The organism is Clostridium sp. AF20-7 (assembly GCF_003479275.1).
Lineage (GTDB): Bacteria > Bacillota > Clostridia > Lachnospirales > Lachnospiraceae > Otoolea > Otoolea fessa.
Genome location: NZ_QUGF01000001.1, coordinates 153,153 through 170,424 on the forward strand (window position 1 = coordinate 153,153; position 17,272 = coordinate 170,424).

The 17,272-nt window shown below is 37.2% G+C and carries 14 protein-coding genes; all 14 read left to right on the forward strand.

The genetic code is table 11. The annotated features are described in order from the left end of the window. Window positions 1-50 precede the first annotated feature (50 nt). Window positions 51-1,781 carry a hypothetical protein gene (locus tag DWX68_RS00755; protein WP_118628394.1) on the forward strand — a complete coding sequence of 577 codons (1,731 nt, stop codon included), beginning with the start codon at window positions 51-53 and terminating at the stop codon, window positions 1,779-1,781. 263 nt (window positions 1,782-2,044) lie between these two features. Next, a complete protein-coding gene (locus DWX68_RS15000) occupies window positions 2,045-2,170 on the forward strand; it encodes a hypothetical protein (RefSeq protein WP_279220390.1) in 126 nt (41 codons plus the stop codon). 7 nt (window positions 2,171-2,177) lie between these two features. After that, window positions 2,178-3,194 (forward strand): acyltransferase family protein, encoded by a 1,017-nt coding sequence (locus DWX68_RS00760; RefSeq protein WP_118628395.1) that lies wholly within the window; start codon window positions 2,178-2,180, stop codon window positions 3,192-3,194. Between the two features lie 171 nt (window positions 3,195-3,365). Further along, window positions 3,366-4,205 (forward strand): decaprenyl-phosphate phosphoribosyltransferase, encoded by an 840-nt coding sequence (locus tag DWX68_RS00765; RefSeq protein ID WP_118628396.1) that lies wholly within the window; start codon window positions 3,366-3,368, stop codon window positions 4,203-4,205. 5 nt (window positions 4,206-4,210) lie between these two features. Then, entirely contained in the window at window positions 4,211-4,774 is a 564-nt protein-coding gene (locus tag DWX68_RS00770; protein ID WP_118628397.1) for an HAD-IB family phosphatase, read from the forward strand. A 293-nt stretch (window positions 4,775-5,067) separates the two neighbouring features. Continuing rightward, a complete protein-coding gene (locus tag DWX68_RS00775; RefSeq protein ID WP_347475150.1) occupies window positions 5,068-5,997 on the forward strand; it encodes a sugar phosphate nucleotidyltransferase in 930 nt (309 codons plus the stop codon). 20 nt (window positions 5,998-6,017) lie between these two features. Next, window positions 6,018-6,956, forward strand: coding sequence for a glycosyltransferase family 2 protein (locus DWX68_RS00780; protein ID WP_118628436.1), 939 nt, complete (start codon window positions 6,018-6,020; stop codon window positions 6,954-6,956). Between the two features lie 26 nt (window positions 6,957-6,982). Beyond that, window positions 6,983-8,758: a DUF6020 family protein gene (locus tag DWX68_RS00785; protein ID WP_147354931.1), complete on the forward strand. Its 1,776-nt coding sequence runs from the start codon at window positions 6,983-6,985 to the stop codon at window positions 8,756-8,758. A 44-nt stretch (window positions 8,759-8,802) separates the two neighbouring features. Next, the gene (locus DWX68_RS00790; protein ID WP_182432110.1) at window positions 8,803-11,238 is read left to right on the forward strand and encodes an LTA synthase family protein; all 2,436 of its coding nucleotides are present in this window, start codon (window positions 8,803-8,805) and stop codon (window positions 11,236-11,238) included. 16 nt (window positions 11,239-11,254) lie between these two features. After that, window positions 11,255-12,481 (forward strand): glycosyltransferase family 4 protein, encoded by a 1,227-nt coding sequence (locus DWX68_RS00795; protein WP_118628401.1) that lies wholly within the window; start codon window positions 11,255-11,257, stop codon window positions 12,479-12,481. A gap of 223 nt (window positions 12,482-12,704) precedes the next feature. After that, on the forward strand, window positions 12,705-13,682 hold the full coding sequence (locus DWX68_RS00800; RefSeq protein ID WP_147354933.1) for a hypothetical protein: 978 nt from the start codon (window positions 12,705-12,707) through the stop codon (window positions 13,680-13,682). 129 nt (window positions 13,683-13,811) lie between these two features. Beyond that, window positions 13,812-14,753 (forward strand): MarR family transcriptional regulator, encoded by a 942-nt coding sequence (locus DWX68_RS00805; RefSeq protein WP_243027434.1) that lies wholly within the window; start codon window positions 13,812-13,814, stop codon window positions 14,751-14,753. Window positions 14,754-14,842: 89 nt separating this feature from the next. Further along, window positions 14,843-15,520, forward strand: a complete 678-nt coding sequence (locus DWX68_RS00810) for a hypothetical protein (protein WP_243027436.1) — start codon at window positions 14,843-14,845, stop codon at window positions 15,518-15,520. 265 nt (window positions 15,521-15,785) lie between these two features. Beyond that, complete coding sequence (gene glf / locus DWX68_RS00815; protein WP_107000857.1) at window positions 15,786-16,898, forward strand: UDP-galactopyranose mutase; 1,113 nt, start codon at window positions 15,786-15,788, stop codon at window positions 16,896-16,898. Window positions 16,899-17,272: the final 374 nt, after the last annotated feature.

The window sequence follows — 17,272 nt, forward strand, 5'->3', positions numbered from 1 at the left end:
AAAATTTATCTTAGCTTCTTAAATAAATCATAGTGAAAGGAAATTAGGGAATGGTACAATTAAAAAATAAGACTACTAATTTTATATATCAAATAGGATTTTCTATTCTTCTTTTTTTAGCTACAATTGTTTGGATGTCTACATTATTCTTTGTTTTAGGAGTTCCTATTCAAGTTTATGTTATTCCAGTTTCAATTTTAGCATCCACATTTTTGACAGCTTGGATAGGAAAGCTAGATGTACGACGAGAAGGGATATATATACTAATTTCTGTTACATGTATTGTATTTATATGTGCGGTTGTGTCAGTAAATGTATACGATTTTTCATATGATGGAAATACTTATCATAAAACAACTATCGGGTTATTAAAAAATGGATGGAATCCGATATATCAAAGTTTTGAAGAGGCAGCTTTAACATTAAAAATCATTCCAGAGGATTATACTTGGCCAGTCTGGTATGATCATTATCCAAAAGCAAGTTGGATTATTGGAGCAGCATTTTATAAATTTTCTGAAAATATTGAAATGGGAAAATGTATGAATGCGTTAATTATGCTTTCATTTGCTTTCATGTTGTTTGGTCGTTTGAGCGATTATCAGTTGTTTAACAAATATATCAGATGTTTATTTTCGGCTTTGGTGGTAATAAACCCAATAACGCTTCCTCAAAGTCAGTCGTATTATAATGATGGTATGATGCAAATGCTTATTTATAGCGCATTACTTTCATTGATTAATATATCCTTTTTTAGAGGAAAAGAAAATTGCAGACAAGATTGGATTGCTATGTTTGCTGCAATTCATTTGGCTTTAAATATAAAGTATTCTGGCTTAATTTTTATGGGTGTATATTGTGGGGGATTTTATTTTTATTGGTTGATTTCTGATTTTCTAAATGAAAAAGAAAAATTAAAAAATGATTTTATTCATACAACAGGATTTTATTTGGTTACAGTTGGAAGCGCAATTTGCTTTACTGGAAGTACTTCATATATTCGTAATTTGATTTATCAGAAAAATCTATTGTATACAATGGTAGGAAAAGATAAAATAGAAATCATTACGACTATGCTTCCAGATTCATATGCAAATAAGCCATATGTTTTACAGTTCATTTGTTCACTTTTCTCGCATGCAGCTAATATCAGTGCAGGTTCAGAATTGAAACCATCTTTAAAATTACCCTTTGCATTTAATGTGGCTGAAATAGAAACAGGAAGTTTGTTTGATTTACGAATAGGTGGATGGGGATTTTTATTCAGTGGTATTTTTCTGATTAGTTTATGTGTATTGATTTTGGAGTGTGTGCATGATTATAAGAAAAAACAAAGAAAAGATATTTGGAAAATTTTACTTTTTGTAATAGCCTTGACTTTTATACAAACTATTTTTGTACCAGGATTGGCATGGGCTAGATATTTTGCACATCTATTTATTGTTCCAACGTGTGCCACGGGGATATTATTATATAAAAAGAACAGGAAAGAATTCTTTTTGGGATGTATGGTGCTTATTTTATTAATATTAAACTTAGTGAATTTTTCTTATTATAATTTTGAGCGTATTAATATTTCTCAGAAATCTAGATTGGAATTGGATCATTTAAGTAAGCTGAGCGAAGTTAATCCAGTATTAATTCATTTGAATGGAGGAGAATGTATGCAAGGTTATTTGTTTAATTTGATGGATGCCAATATTAATTATATTGTCGATTCAAATATGGAGGATGGAACAACAATTTTTAACTGGCGTATCAATTATAAAGAAACCTTGTAAGAATATAAAAGATACTTAGAGTATGATTCTAAATATTTTTAAGTATGGGCTGAGAAGTTTTGGATTAGGTTCAAATAGTAAGTCTAATTAATTTATAAAAGAATATATTTATGCGGCCGATAAGTTATGATGCTTGTCGGCTGTAATTCGATCAAAGAAAAATATATTAAAAGGTCATGAAAAAAATGTTCTTAGGTGTAGAAATGAGTAAAAAGGTCGGATAGAGGAAGGATATATGGAGAGGTTGAAAGAGGTAAGGTTAAATGAGACAATTTTTAGCAGAGCAGAGCAGAGCAGAGCAGAGCAGAGCAGAGCAGAGCAGAGCAGAGCAGAGCAGAGCAGAGCAGAGCAGAGCAGAGCAGAGCAGAGCAGAGCAGAGCAGAGCGTAATAATTATATAGACTTTTTGCGAGGAATCGCATCTATCGGAATCATTGCGATACATACAGCTTTTTGGTCAGGGCAAAGCTATACACCAGAATGGTTCTGGAATCTAACCTTGTTGTTAGATGTCCCGTTTTTCTTCTATTTATCTGGATGGGCATCAAGTTATAAAAAAAGTGATATAAAAAAAACTTGTAAAAGTATACTTGACATATGGTGTAAATGGATATTTTTTGTTTCAGCGGTATCAGTGTTTTGTTTTTTTTCTCATTTTTTTCCGTTTTCTTTTGAAGGAGTATCTGATATTAAGGATCTTTTTCAAAATTATATGTTTAATGTTAGCATACCAGGATTCTGCGTTGTAGCTGGTTCAATATGGTTTTTGCCATGTTACTTTGTTTTGATTTTTGTGAATGCAATAATTATGACGATACTAGAAGGCTTTGCTAGAACGACCGAGAATAAAAAAACATATATGTGGATACTGATAGGTGTATTTATTTGGATATCATATGGTCAATATTTTTTTGGTTTAGATGTTCAATATTTCCTCTTTTACAGTTTTTTTTGGATGCTGGGAATGAATAAAATGGGAAAAGCCAAGAACTTGCGTCAATTGCTGATGTTTTTGTCCTTACTAGCACTGGGTACGATGTTTACATCGTATTTACAAGGGTTACCTTTATATGACTTACAATCGGCAAAATTTCCACCATCAATAAAATACGGGTTTGCTTCTTTGATTACAATCGTATTAGCTAAGTATTTTGAGGGACGATATAGCGTAAAGAAAAATTTTATCGAGCATATTGGGAAAAATGCAATTTATTATTATTTTGCACAAGGAATTGGTAGTTCAATTAATTATTATGTGGTAGGCATGGTTAATTTAAATAATTGGTTATTTAAATGGATATTAGTTTATGGCGTAAATGTTCTTGTTACAGTGCTTATTGCTGAAGCACTCTCATTCATGTATTCAGAATTAATAATAAAGCGCATATACAGTAGACTTTCTGTAAAAAATTAATTGTTGGTTTTATAAGGTGGATGCATCATATTGAAATATTTGTTATTGATTTATTTATAATGATGGAGTTTATAAAGTTGAAATTTCTCTAATTTGGGTCTTTGTTCTCAGAATTGAGGAATATGTATATAGAAAATTGTTTATTATTACGTTTTAGGGAGAGAATAAGTATTGAAAAAATATATAAAACTACTTCGCGTAAAGCACTACATAAAAAATTTGTTGATTTTTGTTCCTATGTTTTTTGGCGGTGTATTTTTTGATTTTAGCAAATTAACAGCTGGGATGGTTGGCTTTTGGTGTTTTTCTTTTATTTCTTCAGCAATTTACATATTAAATGATTTGAAGGATATAGAGAAAGATAGAAAGCATCCTATTAAGAAAAATAGACCATTGGCTAGTGGGCAAATAAAACCCAGAGTAGCGATAGTTATTATGAGTTTATGTATAGGTGTATCGTGCGTGCTATCATTTTATTTGGATAACTTTCGTTCGTTTGTTTTGCTTATATCATATTTGGGGTTAAACGTTGCATATAGCATGGGCTTAAAGAATAAGCCTATTATTGATATTGTAATATTAGCAGCAGGTTTTGTGATTCGGATTTTTTATGGAGGAATGATTACTGGTGTCTCTATATCAAAATGGCTTTATTTGGTAATTACATCGGGAAGTTTATATATGGGACTTGGAAAACGGCGCAATGAGATGAAAAAACAAACAGATACTAGAGATGTTTTAAAGTACTATAATGTTGATTTTTTAGATAAAAATATGTATGTATGCGTGGCATTAACAATTGTATTTTATGCGTTATGGACATATGAAATGTCAAATGCGCAAATTAGTTGGACTATTCCAATATTTATAATTTTGTTAATGAGTTATAGCCTAGATGTGGAAGGAGATTCGGATGGAGATCCTGTAGAGGTGATTTTACATGATAAAATTTTGATAGGGATTTTGATCCTATATGCATTATTTATTTTTGGATTATTATATGCGGTGTGAAAATTATGAATGTATATGATTTTGATAGAACGATTTATGATGGAGATAGTACAATAGATTTTTATTTATATTCTATAAAAAAACATCCGGTAATTTTAAGGTGTTTGCCACGACAACTTATTTCTATAATAAAATATAAACTTAAACTTATTAATAAGACAGAGATGAAAGAAGGTTTTTATGTTTTTTTTAGAATGATACCAGATATTGATCACGACATTGATATGTTTTGGAATAAAAATGAAAATAAAATTTGTAGATGGTATATAGAAAAAAAGATGGTTGATGATGTAATTATATCGGCATCTCCGGAAATATTATTAACAGAGATTTGTAGACGACTAGGAATAAAATATTTGATTGCGTCTAAAGTTGAAAAAATAACAGGGAAGTACTATGGGGAGAATTGTTATGGAAAGGAAAAAGTAGTACGTTTTCAAAAGCGGTTCCCTAATGAAAATATCGATGAGTTCTATTCGGATTCATATTCAGATGAACCGTTGGCAAGAATTGCAAAAAAAAGTTATCTTGTCTCTAAAACATCTAAGAAAATTTGGTATATAAATTAATGTATAAATAGCTTCCTGTATAATTCAAAGTGTAGAAAGTAAATGATTTTACAAAAATAGATACCTAAGTTAAACTGTTATTGCTGACCGGCCAATTAGCTACGTAACTCTTTTTACTGTGGAATAGCTAACATTGGCTGTTTTTTATTGACACTATGTTCATTTGTGCATATACCATTTACACTTTCATTTATAGTTACAATAGGAGTTATTTTATCCTTATCATATGTACATATGAAAGTGATGGATAGGATTATAAAATAAAGCAACAGATAGATAATGTTATATATGTGATGGAGGAGAAAGACATGGATGCGACTCTTATTATTATGGCTGCCGGTATCGGTTCGCGATTTGGAACAGGCATTAAACAGCTTGCAAAGATGGCTCCGAATGGAGAGATTATCATGGATTTTTCTATTTATGATGCAAAAGAAGCCGGATTTACAAAGATTGTTTTCGTGATCCGGAAAGCGATTGAGCAGGAGTTTAAAGAGATAATCGGAGATCGCTTATCCAGGTTTATGCCGGTGGAATATGTGTATCAGGAGTTGGATGATCTGCCGGAAGGCTATGAGGTTCCGGCAGGAAGAGTGAAACCATGGGGAACCGGTCAGGCGATTTTAGCTTGTAAAGATGTGGTAAAGGAACCATTTGTGATTATCAATGCGGATGATTATTACGGAAAAGAGGCATTTATGAAGCTTCATGAGTTCTTGATTTCCGAGAATGAGAATAAAGAGAAGATGAACCTTGCCATGGCTGGATTTTCTTTGAAGAACACGCTGAGTGAGAACGGAGCTGTAACCAGAGGTGTCTGTGTGGCAGATGCAAATGGATATCTGGAGAAAGTGATTGAGACAACGGGAATTCAGATAGTGGATGGAAAAATACAGTGCGATAATGCGGAAGTCAGCAAATGGATTACATCAGATACAATGGTATCCATGAATATGTGGGCGGGATATCCGGATTTTTTGCATTATATAGATAAAGAATTTGCCAGATTCCTTGATACATTAGGAGAAAATCCGGAGAAGAAAGAATATCTTCTCCCGAATATTGTAGCGGAATTGCTGGACAAGAATTTAGCTTCTGTAAAAGTTTTGAATACGTCGGATAGGTGGATTGGGATTACGTATAAGGAAGATATAGAACCAGCGCAGAAAAAGTTTCGTTTTATGATAGAAAATGGAACATACCTGGAGAAGTTATGGAAATAACAATATTGGAGAAGAATATAATGGATAAAATAGCTATTTTAATACCATGCTACAACGAAGAAAAAACGATAGAAAAAGTTGTTAAAGACTGGAAAAAGGAACTGCCAGATGCAGTTGTTTATGTATATGATAATAATTCAACGGATAGGACAGTTGAATTGGCAAAAAAAGCAGGAGCGGTTGTTCGCTATGAATATAGTCAGGGAAAAGGCAATGTTATTCGAAGAATGTTCCGAGAAATTAATGCCGAATGTTATATTATGGTTGATGGGGATGATACGTATCCGGCTGAATATGGAAAACATATGGCGGAACTTGTGCTGTATAAGAATGTAGATATGGTTATAGGGGATAGGCTTTCATCTACATATTTTGAAGAGAATAAAAGACCTTTTCATAATTTTGGAAACAGTTTAGTAAGGGAAACTATTAATCGTCTGTTCCATACAAATATTCGAGATATTATGACAGGATACCGTGCATTCAGTTACCTTTTTGTAAAAAGTTTTCCGGTTTTGTCCAAAGGATTCGAAATTGAGACGGAAATGACGATCCATGCAGTTGAGAAAAATATGTGTATTGAAAATGTGATAATTGAATATAGAGATCGACCGGAGGGAAGTGAATCGAAATTAAATACATATTCGGATGGAATTAAGGTATTAAAAACGATAGGGAGATTATATAAAAATTATCGGCCAATGAATTTTTTTGGAATGCTCTCAGCGTTGCTGGGTGTGATTTCATTGATAATGTTTATTCCAGTATTGTATAAGTATATACAAACAGGAATGGTTCCTAATTTTCCGACATTAATTGTTTCTGGGTTTGTTGCATTGGCTGCGATGGTTTCTTTCTTTTCTGGACTTATTTTATCAGAAATTGTGGAAAAAGAACGCAGAGAATATGAATTTAGATTACAAATGATTGAAATGAATAAGGAAAAGGTTATCAAATGACTATATCAGAAAATAAACATAGTTGGATGAAAATTATAATTGCAATAGCAATGAGTTTTTGTGGGTTGCTTGGGATACAGATGCAATATTTAAATTATACTTTTACTGGTTTGGGAAAAGAAATATTATTAATTGTTTTTTTTTGTACGTTTAAGATGTATTACCGAATTTCTGTAAAAAGAAATGTTCAGTTTTATATCTCAATTGTCTTGTCTGTTTTTTATGCGATGATTTTAGAGTTTGGCTTTCAATTAGATATAATGTCATGTATCCAATTCAATATAATGACAGCAGCGACAGTGCTCCTTTTGGCAATAGAAATATTCCCTTTTTTGCACTATATAATATATTATTTTGAACAGAAAACGATTGCAATTGAAAGCGATAAAAAAAATCTGAAAAGATGCTTTGCTATAATTGTTTTATTTTGGATAATGGCATATTTAGCGTTATTTCCTGGAGTATATGCAACAGATGCCCCTTATTGGTATCATGAATTTTTGAGAAAAGAGATTCCTATATCATCTCAATGGTCTCCAGTATATTGCGGGATATTTTATTTCTTTGTTAATGCTGGAAAGGTCATTTTTGATAATTATTCGATAGGCTTTGCTGCATTTACTTTATTACAAATGAGTGTTTCGTTGTATGTTATCTGGAAAGTTTTATCATTTATAAATGATAAAATGAATAGAATGTGGGTAATATTATCTACACTTTTTTTCCTTTTGCCTATACATGTTATCCTTTCTTTGACATCAGCGCAGGACTCGCTTTTTGCAGTATCGTTTGCCATGGTAGTATTATTGTTAATTGAATATTTACTAGATGAGCAATTTTTAAATAAGAAAAATGCTATAAAATTGTTTCTATGGATGTTTTTAATGTGTGTCATTAGAAACAATGGAGTATATGTTCTCACTTTTCTACTTCTGTCTGCATTACTGCTGAAAGCTAGAAGAAAATTTTTGATCTTATTGACAGGAGTCATAATATTCGTATTTGTGTATCAAGGACCGGTCTATGCTTTATGTGGGTGGCAGAAAGGTACAGCCTTAAGAGAAATGCTAAGTTTACCTTTGCAACAAATGGCATGGGTATATAATAATGATGATTTGACGGAAAATCAACGTAAAGAGATGCAAAAATTTGTTCCTGATGAGGGATGGAATACATATGAGCCTCTTATTTCAGACCACGTAAAATCTAACCTTAATATAGAAGAAGTACAGAATGATAAGCTTTCTTTTTTGAAATCATATATTAGTTTTTCTGTCTTTGATCCAATAGGATATGTACAGGCATTTGGACTGCAAACATTTAGTTTATGGTATCCGAATAAAACTTGGCCAGATCCCAGACCGTGGCATCCGTACATAGATATACTTTGCTATGCTGAATCGGTAGGGTATGAACCGGGGTTTGTAATTAAGAGGGATAGTTTATTTCCGCAGTATCAGTGGATTTTAGAAAATTTATATGGAGCCGGAAGTCCTGGAGATGGATATGGTGGAAATTTGAAAATGGTTTTTTCTAAGATTCCGATTTTTTCGACATTATGTCAGGCTGGATTCTATAGCTGCATTTTGGCTTTTCTTGGTGTTTATGCTGTTTTTGTAAATAGGAATAAAAAAATGGTCTTGATTTTGAGTGCAGAATTTGGTATGTGGCTTACTGTACTTTTAAGTCCGGTTATTATGTATCGTTATTGTGCACCATTTATATTTACAGCACCGCTATATGTTTCAGCAATGTTTCTTTTGAAAAAAAACACTAAAAATAATATGTGTGGAAAAATATAATGCTTGGAAATGAAATAAAAAAGAATTTATATTTTAAATATGGAGTGAGTTTACTGGTAGCACTGGTAATCTCACTCTTCTTTTCGCATACGATTTTTAATGATATATTTGCCAGCCCTGCAAAAGAAGCAAGACTGGTCATTACAGCAACAGCCGAGCGAAATATCAAATCAGGTGGATCAGATATAAGGATTGTCCGAATTCTTCTGGATGGAGAGGACGTCCCCTTTGATTCAATAGAAAAACAGGGGGACTGGAATCATGCAGATGGTGTCTGGATGGTGGTCAATCCGGACAGCCCGGCTACGCTTTCTTATACAGCAGAAAATGTGAAAGAGCTTCAGGTGGATTTCCAGATGCATGATGGCTCTGGTGTGGCAGAAATATGGTCTAATGATAAGAGAATCAGCCGCACAGATTTGTATTCTTCTGGGTGGGAGTCTTACTATTTGCGGAAAACAATCGGCAGTGTTTCTATTTTTAATAATCTAGTGATGTTTGCCGGAGTATTCCTGATAACACTGTTTTGTTTGGCAGGGATGGAACAGTTGATTGTGAATTTAAGAAAGTCGATCGGAATCAAAAAGGGAGTAGCATTTTTTATTGGATTTTATGTTGTCTTATATGTTATTTCCTGTTATTTTAACATCTTGGATTTAGGAATTCGATGTGGCTTGATATTATTAGTCATATCGGTGCTTGGAGCAAATGTGCATGAATGGCATGAGAAGCGAGACAGTGACAAAAAGATTTATCGGATAGTGACAGATGGCGTGTGGCTGATTCTGTCATCTGTTATTTTATTGTACATGGTCGAACTGGTGGAACAGAATCTGGCAAATATTGGGGCAGAATATATTTTCGGAAATATTGTGATTTACCTTCTGTTCTTGATGATGGTGTATATGCTGGTTCGAAGTATTTTTTATTCGGTATCGGCGGTCATGCTGGTTATGTACATATTTTCCGTAGCAAATTCGTTTGTGCGTTTGTTTCGTGGTTCGCCTATCGTGCCGGGAGATTTTCTTGCGATGGGAACGGCTAAAAATGTGTTTATGAATTACCACTACAGTGTGACGGGACCGATGCTTCTGGCATTGTGGCTTCTGATAGCGTTTCTTGTATTGACTTTTTATTTTTATGGAAGAGAAAAACGTGTTTTTTCGTGTGTTTTAGTGTGGTCGCTTCCGTCTGTATGTCTGCTTAGTTTTATGATGGGTGGAACTTTATTTGCCCCGGATATGGATTTTTGGAACCAAAATATAAACATTCAGAGGTATGGGATTGCTCTTAGCTTCATTTCGGATATCCGCCATATGAAACTGGAAGAGCCAGCGGGATATTCGTCAAAAGATTCGGAAGAGATGATTTCGAAATTTGTAGAAACGGAAGATGAGAAGGAACAGAATTGTCCGAATGTGATCGCGATTATGAATGAGAGTTTTTCGGATCTCAGTGTGATTTTCCCGGAATTGGATAATGAAGTGTATATGTCGAATTTTAATTCTTTATCGGGAAATGTAGTAAAAGGTTATATGCAGGTATATCCGATCGGAGGCGGAACGGCAAATACAGAGTATGAATTTCTGACAGGAAATTCGATGGCATTTCTTCAAGGATCGATTCCGTATCAGCAGTATATCACACGGAATGGCACGTATTCGATTGCACAGATTTTGAAAACCAGAGGGTATCATACTACGGCAATTCATCCATACGATAAGAGAGGATATAATCGCGCTCAGGTGTATCCCAAAATTGGCTTTGAAACGTTTCTGGATGTGTCTGATTTTGAAAATGCAGAGCTGATTCGAGATCGTTATATTTCGGATCGGGATTCTTATAAAAAGGTAATCGAAGAGTTTGAAAAAATCCGTCAAAGTGGACAGCCGGCGTTTATTTTTAATGTGACGATGCAGAATCACAGCGGATACGACGCAGGATGTTTTACAGAGAATGCAGTCCGGATTCCGGGGCATGAGGGAGAATTTCCAAATGCAGAAGAGTATCTGACACTGATTCGTGAGTCAGATGTGGCGATTCCGATGTTGATTGATTATTTTAGCAAGATAGAAGATCCAACGGTGATCGTATTCTTTGGGGATCATCAGCCGATGGTGGAAGAAAGTTTCTATGAGCCGTTAGCAGGAAAGCCGCTGACGGAGTGGACACTTGCGGAAGCGCAGAGCCGCTATATTGTCCCATTTTTTATCTGGGCGAATTATGAGATCGATGCGGAGGAAAATGTATTTACCAGTGCGAATTTTCTCTCGGAACTGATGTTTGAAAAGGCGGGGATAAAATTGCTTCCGTATCAGGAGTTTTTGAAGGAAGTGAGAGAGGAGATCCCTGCGATGGATGGTGGTGCATGGCGCGATAAGGATGGCACCTGGGAAGTGCTGGACACCAGCCAGCCGATTTTGGAGGAGTACTGGAGATTGCAGTACCGGAACATGTTTGACAAGAAGGTTCACTATTAAGTCTGGGGGTGTCTGAATGGAGAGACAGGAAATGGAAGGAAAGCAGCGCGGGAAGGTGCTTCTGGTTACCCACGTCAGCGGCTTCGTTCCGCAGTTTGAGATGAACAATGTGCGTATCTTACAGAGCATGGGATATGAAGTTCATTATGCTTCGAATTTTAATACGCCGTCCTATGGGACGGATAATCGCCGTCTGGATGGAACGGGGATTATCTGCCATCAGATTGATTTTGTGCGAAGTCCGTTTGATAAGCGGAATCTGCATGTGTATCGTCAGATGGTTGAGCTGATGCGCCGGGAAGATTTTTCGCTGGTGCACTGTCACACGCCGATGGGAGGGGTGATGGCGCGTCTGACGGCACATGTGACGGGGACAGGCCCGGTGATTTATACGGCCCATGGATTCCATTTTTTTAAAGGGGCGTCGTGGAAGAACTGGCTGTTTTATTATCCGATGGAAAAGTTTTTGTCGAGGTGTACGGATCAGCAGATCTGTATTAACCGGGAAGATTATGAACTTGCGAAGCGGAAATTCCATGCGAGGTATGTGGATTATGTGCCGGGAGTGGGGATAGATAGTTCTCAGTTTCAAGCACTTGGGGATAAGGAAAGGCAGATGAAGAGAGAAAGCCTTGGGGTGCGGTCGGATCAGGTGGTGCTTCTGACATCCGGAGAGATGATACCCCGGAAGAATCAGGAAGTTTTGTTTCGGATGCTGGCCAGGATGAGGGATGAGACGGATCATAGTGTTTATGAAAAGCTTCATCTGCTCTTGTGTGGACATGGAGAATTGAATGAGCATCTCCATGAGCTGGCAGATAAGCTTGGAATTACCGATCATATATCGTTTTTAGGATACCGGGAAGATATGCTGGAGATCTTTGGAGCTTCGGATATCTTCCTTTTTCCATCCTTTCAGGAAGGATTGCCTAGAGCGATGCTGGAGGCCATGGCAAGTGGACTTCCGGTGATCTGTTCGGAGATCCGAGGAAATACAGATCTGATGGGAGATAGATGGACCGAGTCAGCAAATCAGAGAATGAAGCTATGCCCGGGCGGAATCATGCTGAATCATCTTCAGGATGCGGATGTCTGGGCGGAAGCTCTTCGGGATATGCTTTCTAGGAGAAGCAGCTGGAAAGAGATGGAAGAAGCCTGTATCATGCAAAGTCGGGAGTTTGGCCTAGATGTGGTGGAAAAAAAGATGAGGGAGATCTATGGACGTTTTGCAGAAATGGAATAGAAGTATACCGGATGGAAATGGGACGGCAGCGGCGGTCTTATTTTTTTTGCTTTTTATATTTTTGAAACAATTTTATTTATTCCCTTCTGGGGGGATGGAGGCGGCGGATGTATGTCTGTTCGCCTCCTTTTTTATGCTGTTATGTGACTGTATGAGAAGAAGACCGGAGCGGCTCTTGCAGCTGAAGACCGAAAGCCTGTTTTATGTGTTTCTGGCCTCTGTTTTGATGATTAATGCATATTATGGGATTCGCCTGGGACGAGGTGAATTTTTTAAGTATACCTGCTTTTGGATCTTCAATGCCTGTGCTATCTGGAGTTTCTGCTATCTGACGGAATATGGCGGAAAAGCTTTTTTGACCGGGATTAATCGTGTGGTAAAAGTGAATATCGGAGTGCAGCTGCTGATATATCTGTCGGGTCATGGACGCATATTTCGTGAGTACTGGGGAGCGGTTCGCTATCAGGGAACCTTTAATGATCCGAACCAACTGGCATTTTTCCTGTTTATGATGATATTGCTTCTGTATCTGTACCGGTGCCGGTTTGGGGATCGGAGCTTTCCTGTGTTCTATGTGCTGGTCTTGCCGGTGATCGCAGCATCGAAGTCTACGGGAATCTTATTGGGAGTTTTTGTATTTACTATTTTGGCTGTTTTGTATGAGCTGTATCAAATTGGATGCAAAAAGGGTGTATCAGTGAAGGTATGGATCTTGGGAATCTGTATGGGAGTGCTTATATTTGGTTTGTTTTTATGGTGGATATGGCCTGCAGCGGATTTTGATGTGAAGACGGTGGATTATAATATGCTGACACGGATTCAAGAGAAGATATGGAAGGTTGCTCATGGTGGCCTGTTGGGACTTTTTCTGGATCGTGGAATGGAGAAGCTGGTACTGTACCCTCAGTATCTTTTGTATGGAGCTGGAGAGGGCGGTTTTGACCGATTTACATTGGCAAGTCAGGTGAATGAGATTCACTGCTGTCTGTTCAGTGTGATGTTTTGCTATGGTTTAATTCCGACTAGTTGTTTGTTGGTCTGGCTTGGACGCAAGCTGCGACGCATAGATGCGGCTATGACCAGCGCTGTGATTGGACTTCTGGCGGAGAGCTTTTTCCTTGTGAATTATCGGCAGCCGATGTTTTGGATGATACTGTTGTATGGGAGTGTGGCAGGCGGATGTAGAGGCGGGGACGTATGAAAAAAAATGAAACATATAATTAGTTGTAAAATTTCTGGAAGTTTACATTAGCAATAAACTTAAAATAACTCAAAAACTTTACTTTTAACATCGGCTAAGTTAAAATGAAAGAAATTGAGTTAAGGAGGAATGGAAAATATGCTTACAAGCGTATTCGGGATTTCTATAAAATATGAAGCATGGAATCATCAGGATTCTTTGCCTGTTTATATTGCAGGAAGTTATAATTTTCACACAGCATATATTGGAAACAGACGCTGTATAATGCTTACTCCGACAGAAGAACTTGCCACACTTCCGGCATTGAAAAAACAGATTACAAAAATACAGCAGATTGATAATGTACCAGTCGTATTTGAACTTGCGTCGGTATCTAATTATCGAAGAAAAAGCCTTATAGAAAATAATATACCGTTTATTACTGATAAGCAGGTCTTTCTTCCTTTCATCGGGACAATGCTTTCTGATGAGAAAGAACCCCAAAAGCTGACAGGTAAGTTTGTTTGCTCAACACAGCAGTTGTTTTTGTTTTATCTGTATAGTAAGAAAAAACGATTGTATATTTCAGAAGCCGGAAAAGTGCTTCCATTTACAGCGATGACCTTGACCAGAGCAGTAAAGCAGTTGGAAGCGACGGATTTGTTTCTTGTAGCAAAAGACGGTGTCAACAAGTTTATTGAGTCAAAATATAACAGAGATGAATTATTTGAAAAAGCAAAAGTATATTTGACAACACCTGTCCGCAAAGCAGGATATATAGATAAGACGCAAGTTACAGAAAATATGGTCTTTGCAGGGGGGACGGCACTTTCTGAAAAAACAATGCTAAATCCAAGCCGAGTTGCTACCTATGCAATCAGTGAGAGGGATTATGATAAAACTTTGCTGACCGATGAATTGATAGACCCGGATAAGCAGGTAAGACTTGAATTATGGGCATACAACCCGAAACAATTTTCAGAGGATAACAGTGCTGACGATATTTCCATTGTTTTATCTTTTGGAGATACAAACGATGAGAGAATTGAAGAAGCAGTAGATGAATTGCAGGAAAGAAGGTTGAAGGAGTAATGGTCAGCGGATTTACAAAATTTAAGGAAAGATTTTAGGGTTTTGAAAATCAATATGTTATCATCGGCGGGACAGCTTGTGATTTGATTATGGAAAATGAAGAATTACCGTTTCGTGCTACAAAAGATGTAGATATTGTATTGATTGTCGAATCCATAACAGCGGAGTTCGGTAGGCAGTTCTGGGAGTATGTCAAGGAAGCAGGATATGAGCATTTGAATAAAAGTACCGGAAATACACAGTTTTATCGTTTCACATCTCCGAAAAGCAAAGAATATCCATATATGATAGAAATATTTTCCAGAAATCCGGATTTTGTTATATTGGAAGATGATGCAGTTCTCACACCGCTTCCGATAGACGATGAAATCTCCAGCTTGTCGGCAATCCTTTTAAATGAAGCGTATTATGAATTGCTAAAAACCGGACAATTGATGGTTGATGGCATTCCGGTATTAAGTCCGACTTGTCTGATACCATTTAAGGCGAAAGCGTGGCTGGATTTAAAGAAACGCAAGCTGAATGGAGAGCAGGTTGACAGCAAAAATATAAAGAAACATAAAAATGATGTGTTCCGATTAGCACAGTTAATCACAGCCAATACAAGGCAAGTTCTCAGTCCGGAAATAGCAGAGGATATGAAAAAGTTCTTATCTGAAATAGCTGATGAAACAGTGGATTTAAAGTCCTTGGGTATAAGAGGAACAGATAAGAAGAAAATGACAGATATGTTGTACCAGTGTTATGGGTTGAAGGATAATACATAGTAAAAGTGTTCTTGAAGATTTTGGACTCGCCCTGAGAGGGGAGGGTGCGGACATTTTCTTGGACAGGTTAAACAGCCAATCCAAGTCTACGTCTGTACTCCATAGGACTCATGTATCCTAATGGAGTATTAATAAGGTATTGTGTCCAAATTGAGAGTTTGTTTTGGGGAATGCTTGAAGCTGACGGGATATTCTTGTTTAAATTGTCGTTGTATGTTATAAATAAATCACAAGTATAACAACACGTAACAAGGAGAAAACCAACATGTACGATTATTTAATAGTAGGCGCCGGTCTCTACGGTGCCGTATTCGCCCATGAGGCGAAGAAAGCGGGCAAGAAGGTTCTGGTGATTGACCGCCGCCCGAATATTGCAGGAAATGTGTATACAGAGCCGATGGAGGGCATCCAGGTTCACAAGTATGGCGCGCATATTTTCCACACGAATAATAAGGAAGTCTGGAATTATGTAAATCAGTTCGCGGAGTTTAACCGTTTTACGAACTCTCCGGTGGCGAATTACCACGGCGAGCTGTATTCCCTGCCGTTTAATATGTACACCTTCAACAAGATGTGGGGTGTCGTGACTCCGCAGGAGGCAGCGGCGAAGATCGAGGAACAGCGCAAGGCAGCAGGCATCACCGAGCCGAAGAACCTGGAAGAGCAGGCGATCAGCCTGGTTGGTACGGATATTTATGAGAAGCTGATCAAGGGATATACACAGAAGCAGTGGGGAAGAGAGTGCAAGGATCTTCCGTCCTTTATCATCAAGCGTCTTCCGGTTCGTCTGACCTTTGACAACAACTATTTTAACGCCCTGTATCAGGGAATCCCGGTTGGCGGCTATACGAAGATGGTTGCCAATATGCTGGACGGCATCGAGGTTCGCCTGGAAGAGGATTATTTTGAGAATAAGGCTGATTGGGATGCGATGGCAAAGAAAGTAGTTTACACCGGCGCGATCGATGCGTATTTTGAGTATTCGCTGGGCGTTCTGGAGTATCGTTCTGTGCGCTTTGATACCGAAGTGCTGGATATCCCGAATTTCCAGGGCAATGCGGCAGTGAACTATACAGATGCGGAGACTCCGTGGACGCGTATTATCGAGCATAAATGGTTTGAGTTTGGCAAGGATGCGGATGGCAATGATCTGCCAAAGACGGTTATCAGCCGTGAGTACAGTTCTGAGTGGAAGTTAGGCGATGAGCCGTATTATCCGGTCAATGATGCGAAGAATGGTGCGCTGTATGAGAAGTACAAAGAGCTGGCCAAGAAGGAAGAGAAGGTAATCTTTGGCGGACGTCTGGGCGAGTATAAGTATTATGATATGGATGCGGTGATTGCTTCGGCGTTGGAGCTGGTGAAGAAAGAGCTGTAGGAGAATTTTTGATTTTTATTCGGATCGGCGGATGGTTTCGGAATCATGGATTAGATGGGAAGCTACCTGCTGATTCAGATAAAATGGTGAAATGAAAATTGCAAAATTTAGTATTTCAAAAATAAGGCATAATAAAACATCTTGAATACAGAAAAAAGATATGCTATAGTAAAAATAGGAAAGCCAGAGACATACGGCCTGCCGAAATGAAACAGTTAATCTCTTATGAGACCAGCCGCCCCTATTGCAGTAGTGGCGGCTATTTTCTTCTCGTGAAGATTGTATAACACAATCCTACGAGAGCGACAATGAATATTCCAGACTGAATTAAATCCGAATATGTAATATACATTGTTATCGCCCTCCTTTCTGTC

Bases quoted from the DNA above. Each gene is read 5' to 3' on its own strand.
- DWX68_RS00755 (WP_118628394.1), top strand. From the start codon at position 51: ATGGTACAATTAAAAAATAAGACTACTAATTTTATATATCAAATAGGA.
- DWX68_RS15000 (WP_279220390.1), top strand. From the start codon at position 2,045: ATGAGACAATTTTTAGCAGAGCAGAGCAGAGCAGAGCAGAGCAGAGCA.
- DWX68_RS00770 (WP_118628397.1), top strand. From the start codon at position 4,211: ATGAATGTATATGATTTTGATAGAACGATTTATGATGGAGATAGTACA.
- DWX68_RS00775 (WP_347475150.1), top strand. From the start codon at position 5,068: ATGGAGGAGAAAGACATGGATGCGACTCTTATTATTATGGCTGCCGGT.
- DWX68_RS00780 (WP_118628436.1), top strand. From the start codon at position 6,018: ATGGATAAAATAGCTATTTTAATACCATGCTACAACGAAGAAAAAACG.
- DWX68_RS00785 (WP_147354931.1), top strand. From the start codon at position 6,983: ATGAAAATTATAATTGCAATAGCAATGAGTTTTTGTGGGTTGCTTGGG.
- DWX68_RS00795 (WP_118628401.1), top strand. From the start codon at position 11,255: ATGGAGAGACAGGAAATGGAAGGAAAGCAGCGCGGGAAGGTGCTTCTG.
- DWX68_RS00805 (WP_243027434.1), top strand. From the start codon at position 13,812: ATGGAAAATATGCTTACAAGCGTATTCGGGATTTCTATAAAATATGAA.
- DWX68_RS00810 (WP_243027436.1), top strand. From the start codon at position 14,843: ATGGAAAATGAAGAATTACCGTTTCGTGCTACAAAAGATGTAGATATT.
- glf (WP_107000857.1), top strand. From the start codon at position 15,786: ATGTACGATTATTTAATAGTAGGCGCCGGTCTCTACGGTGCCGTATTC.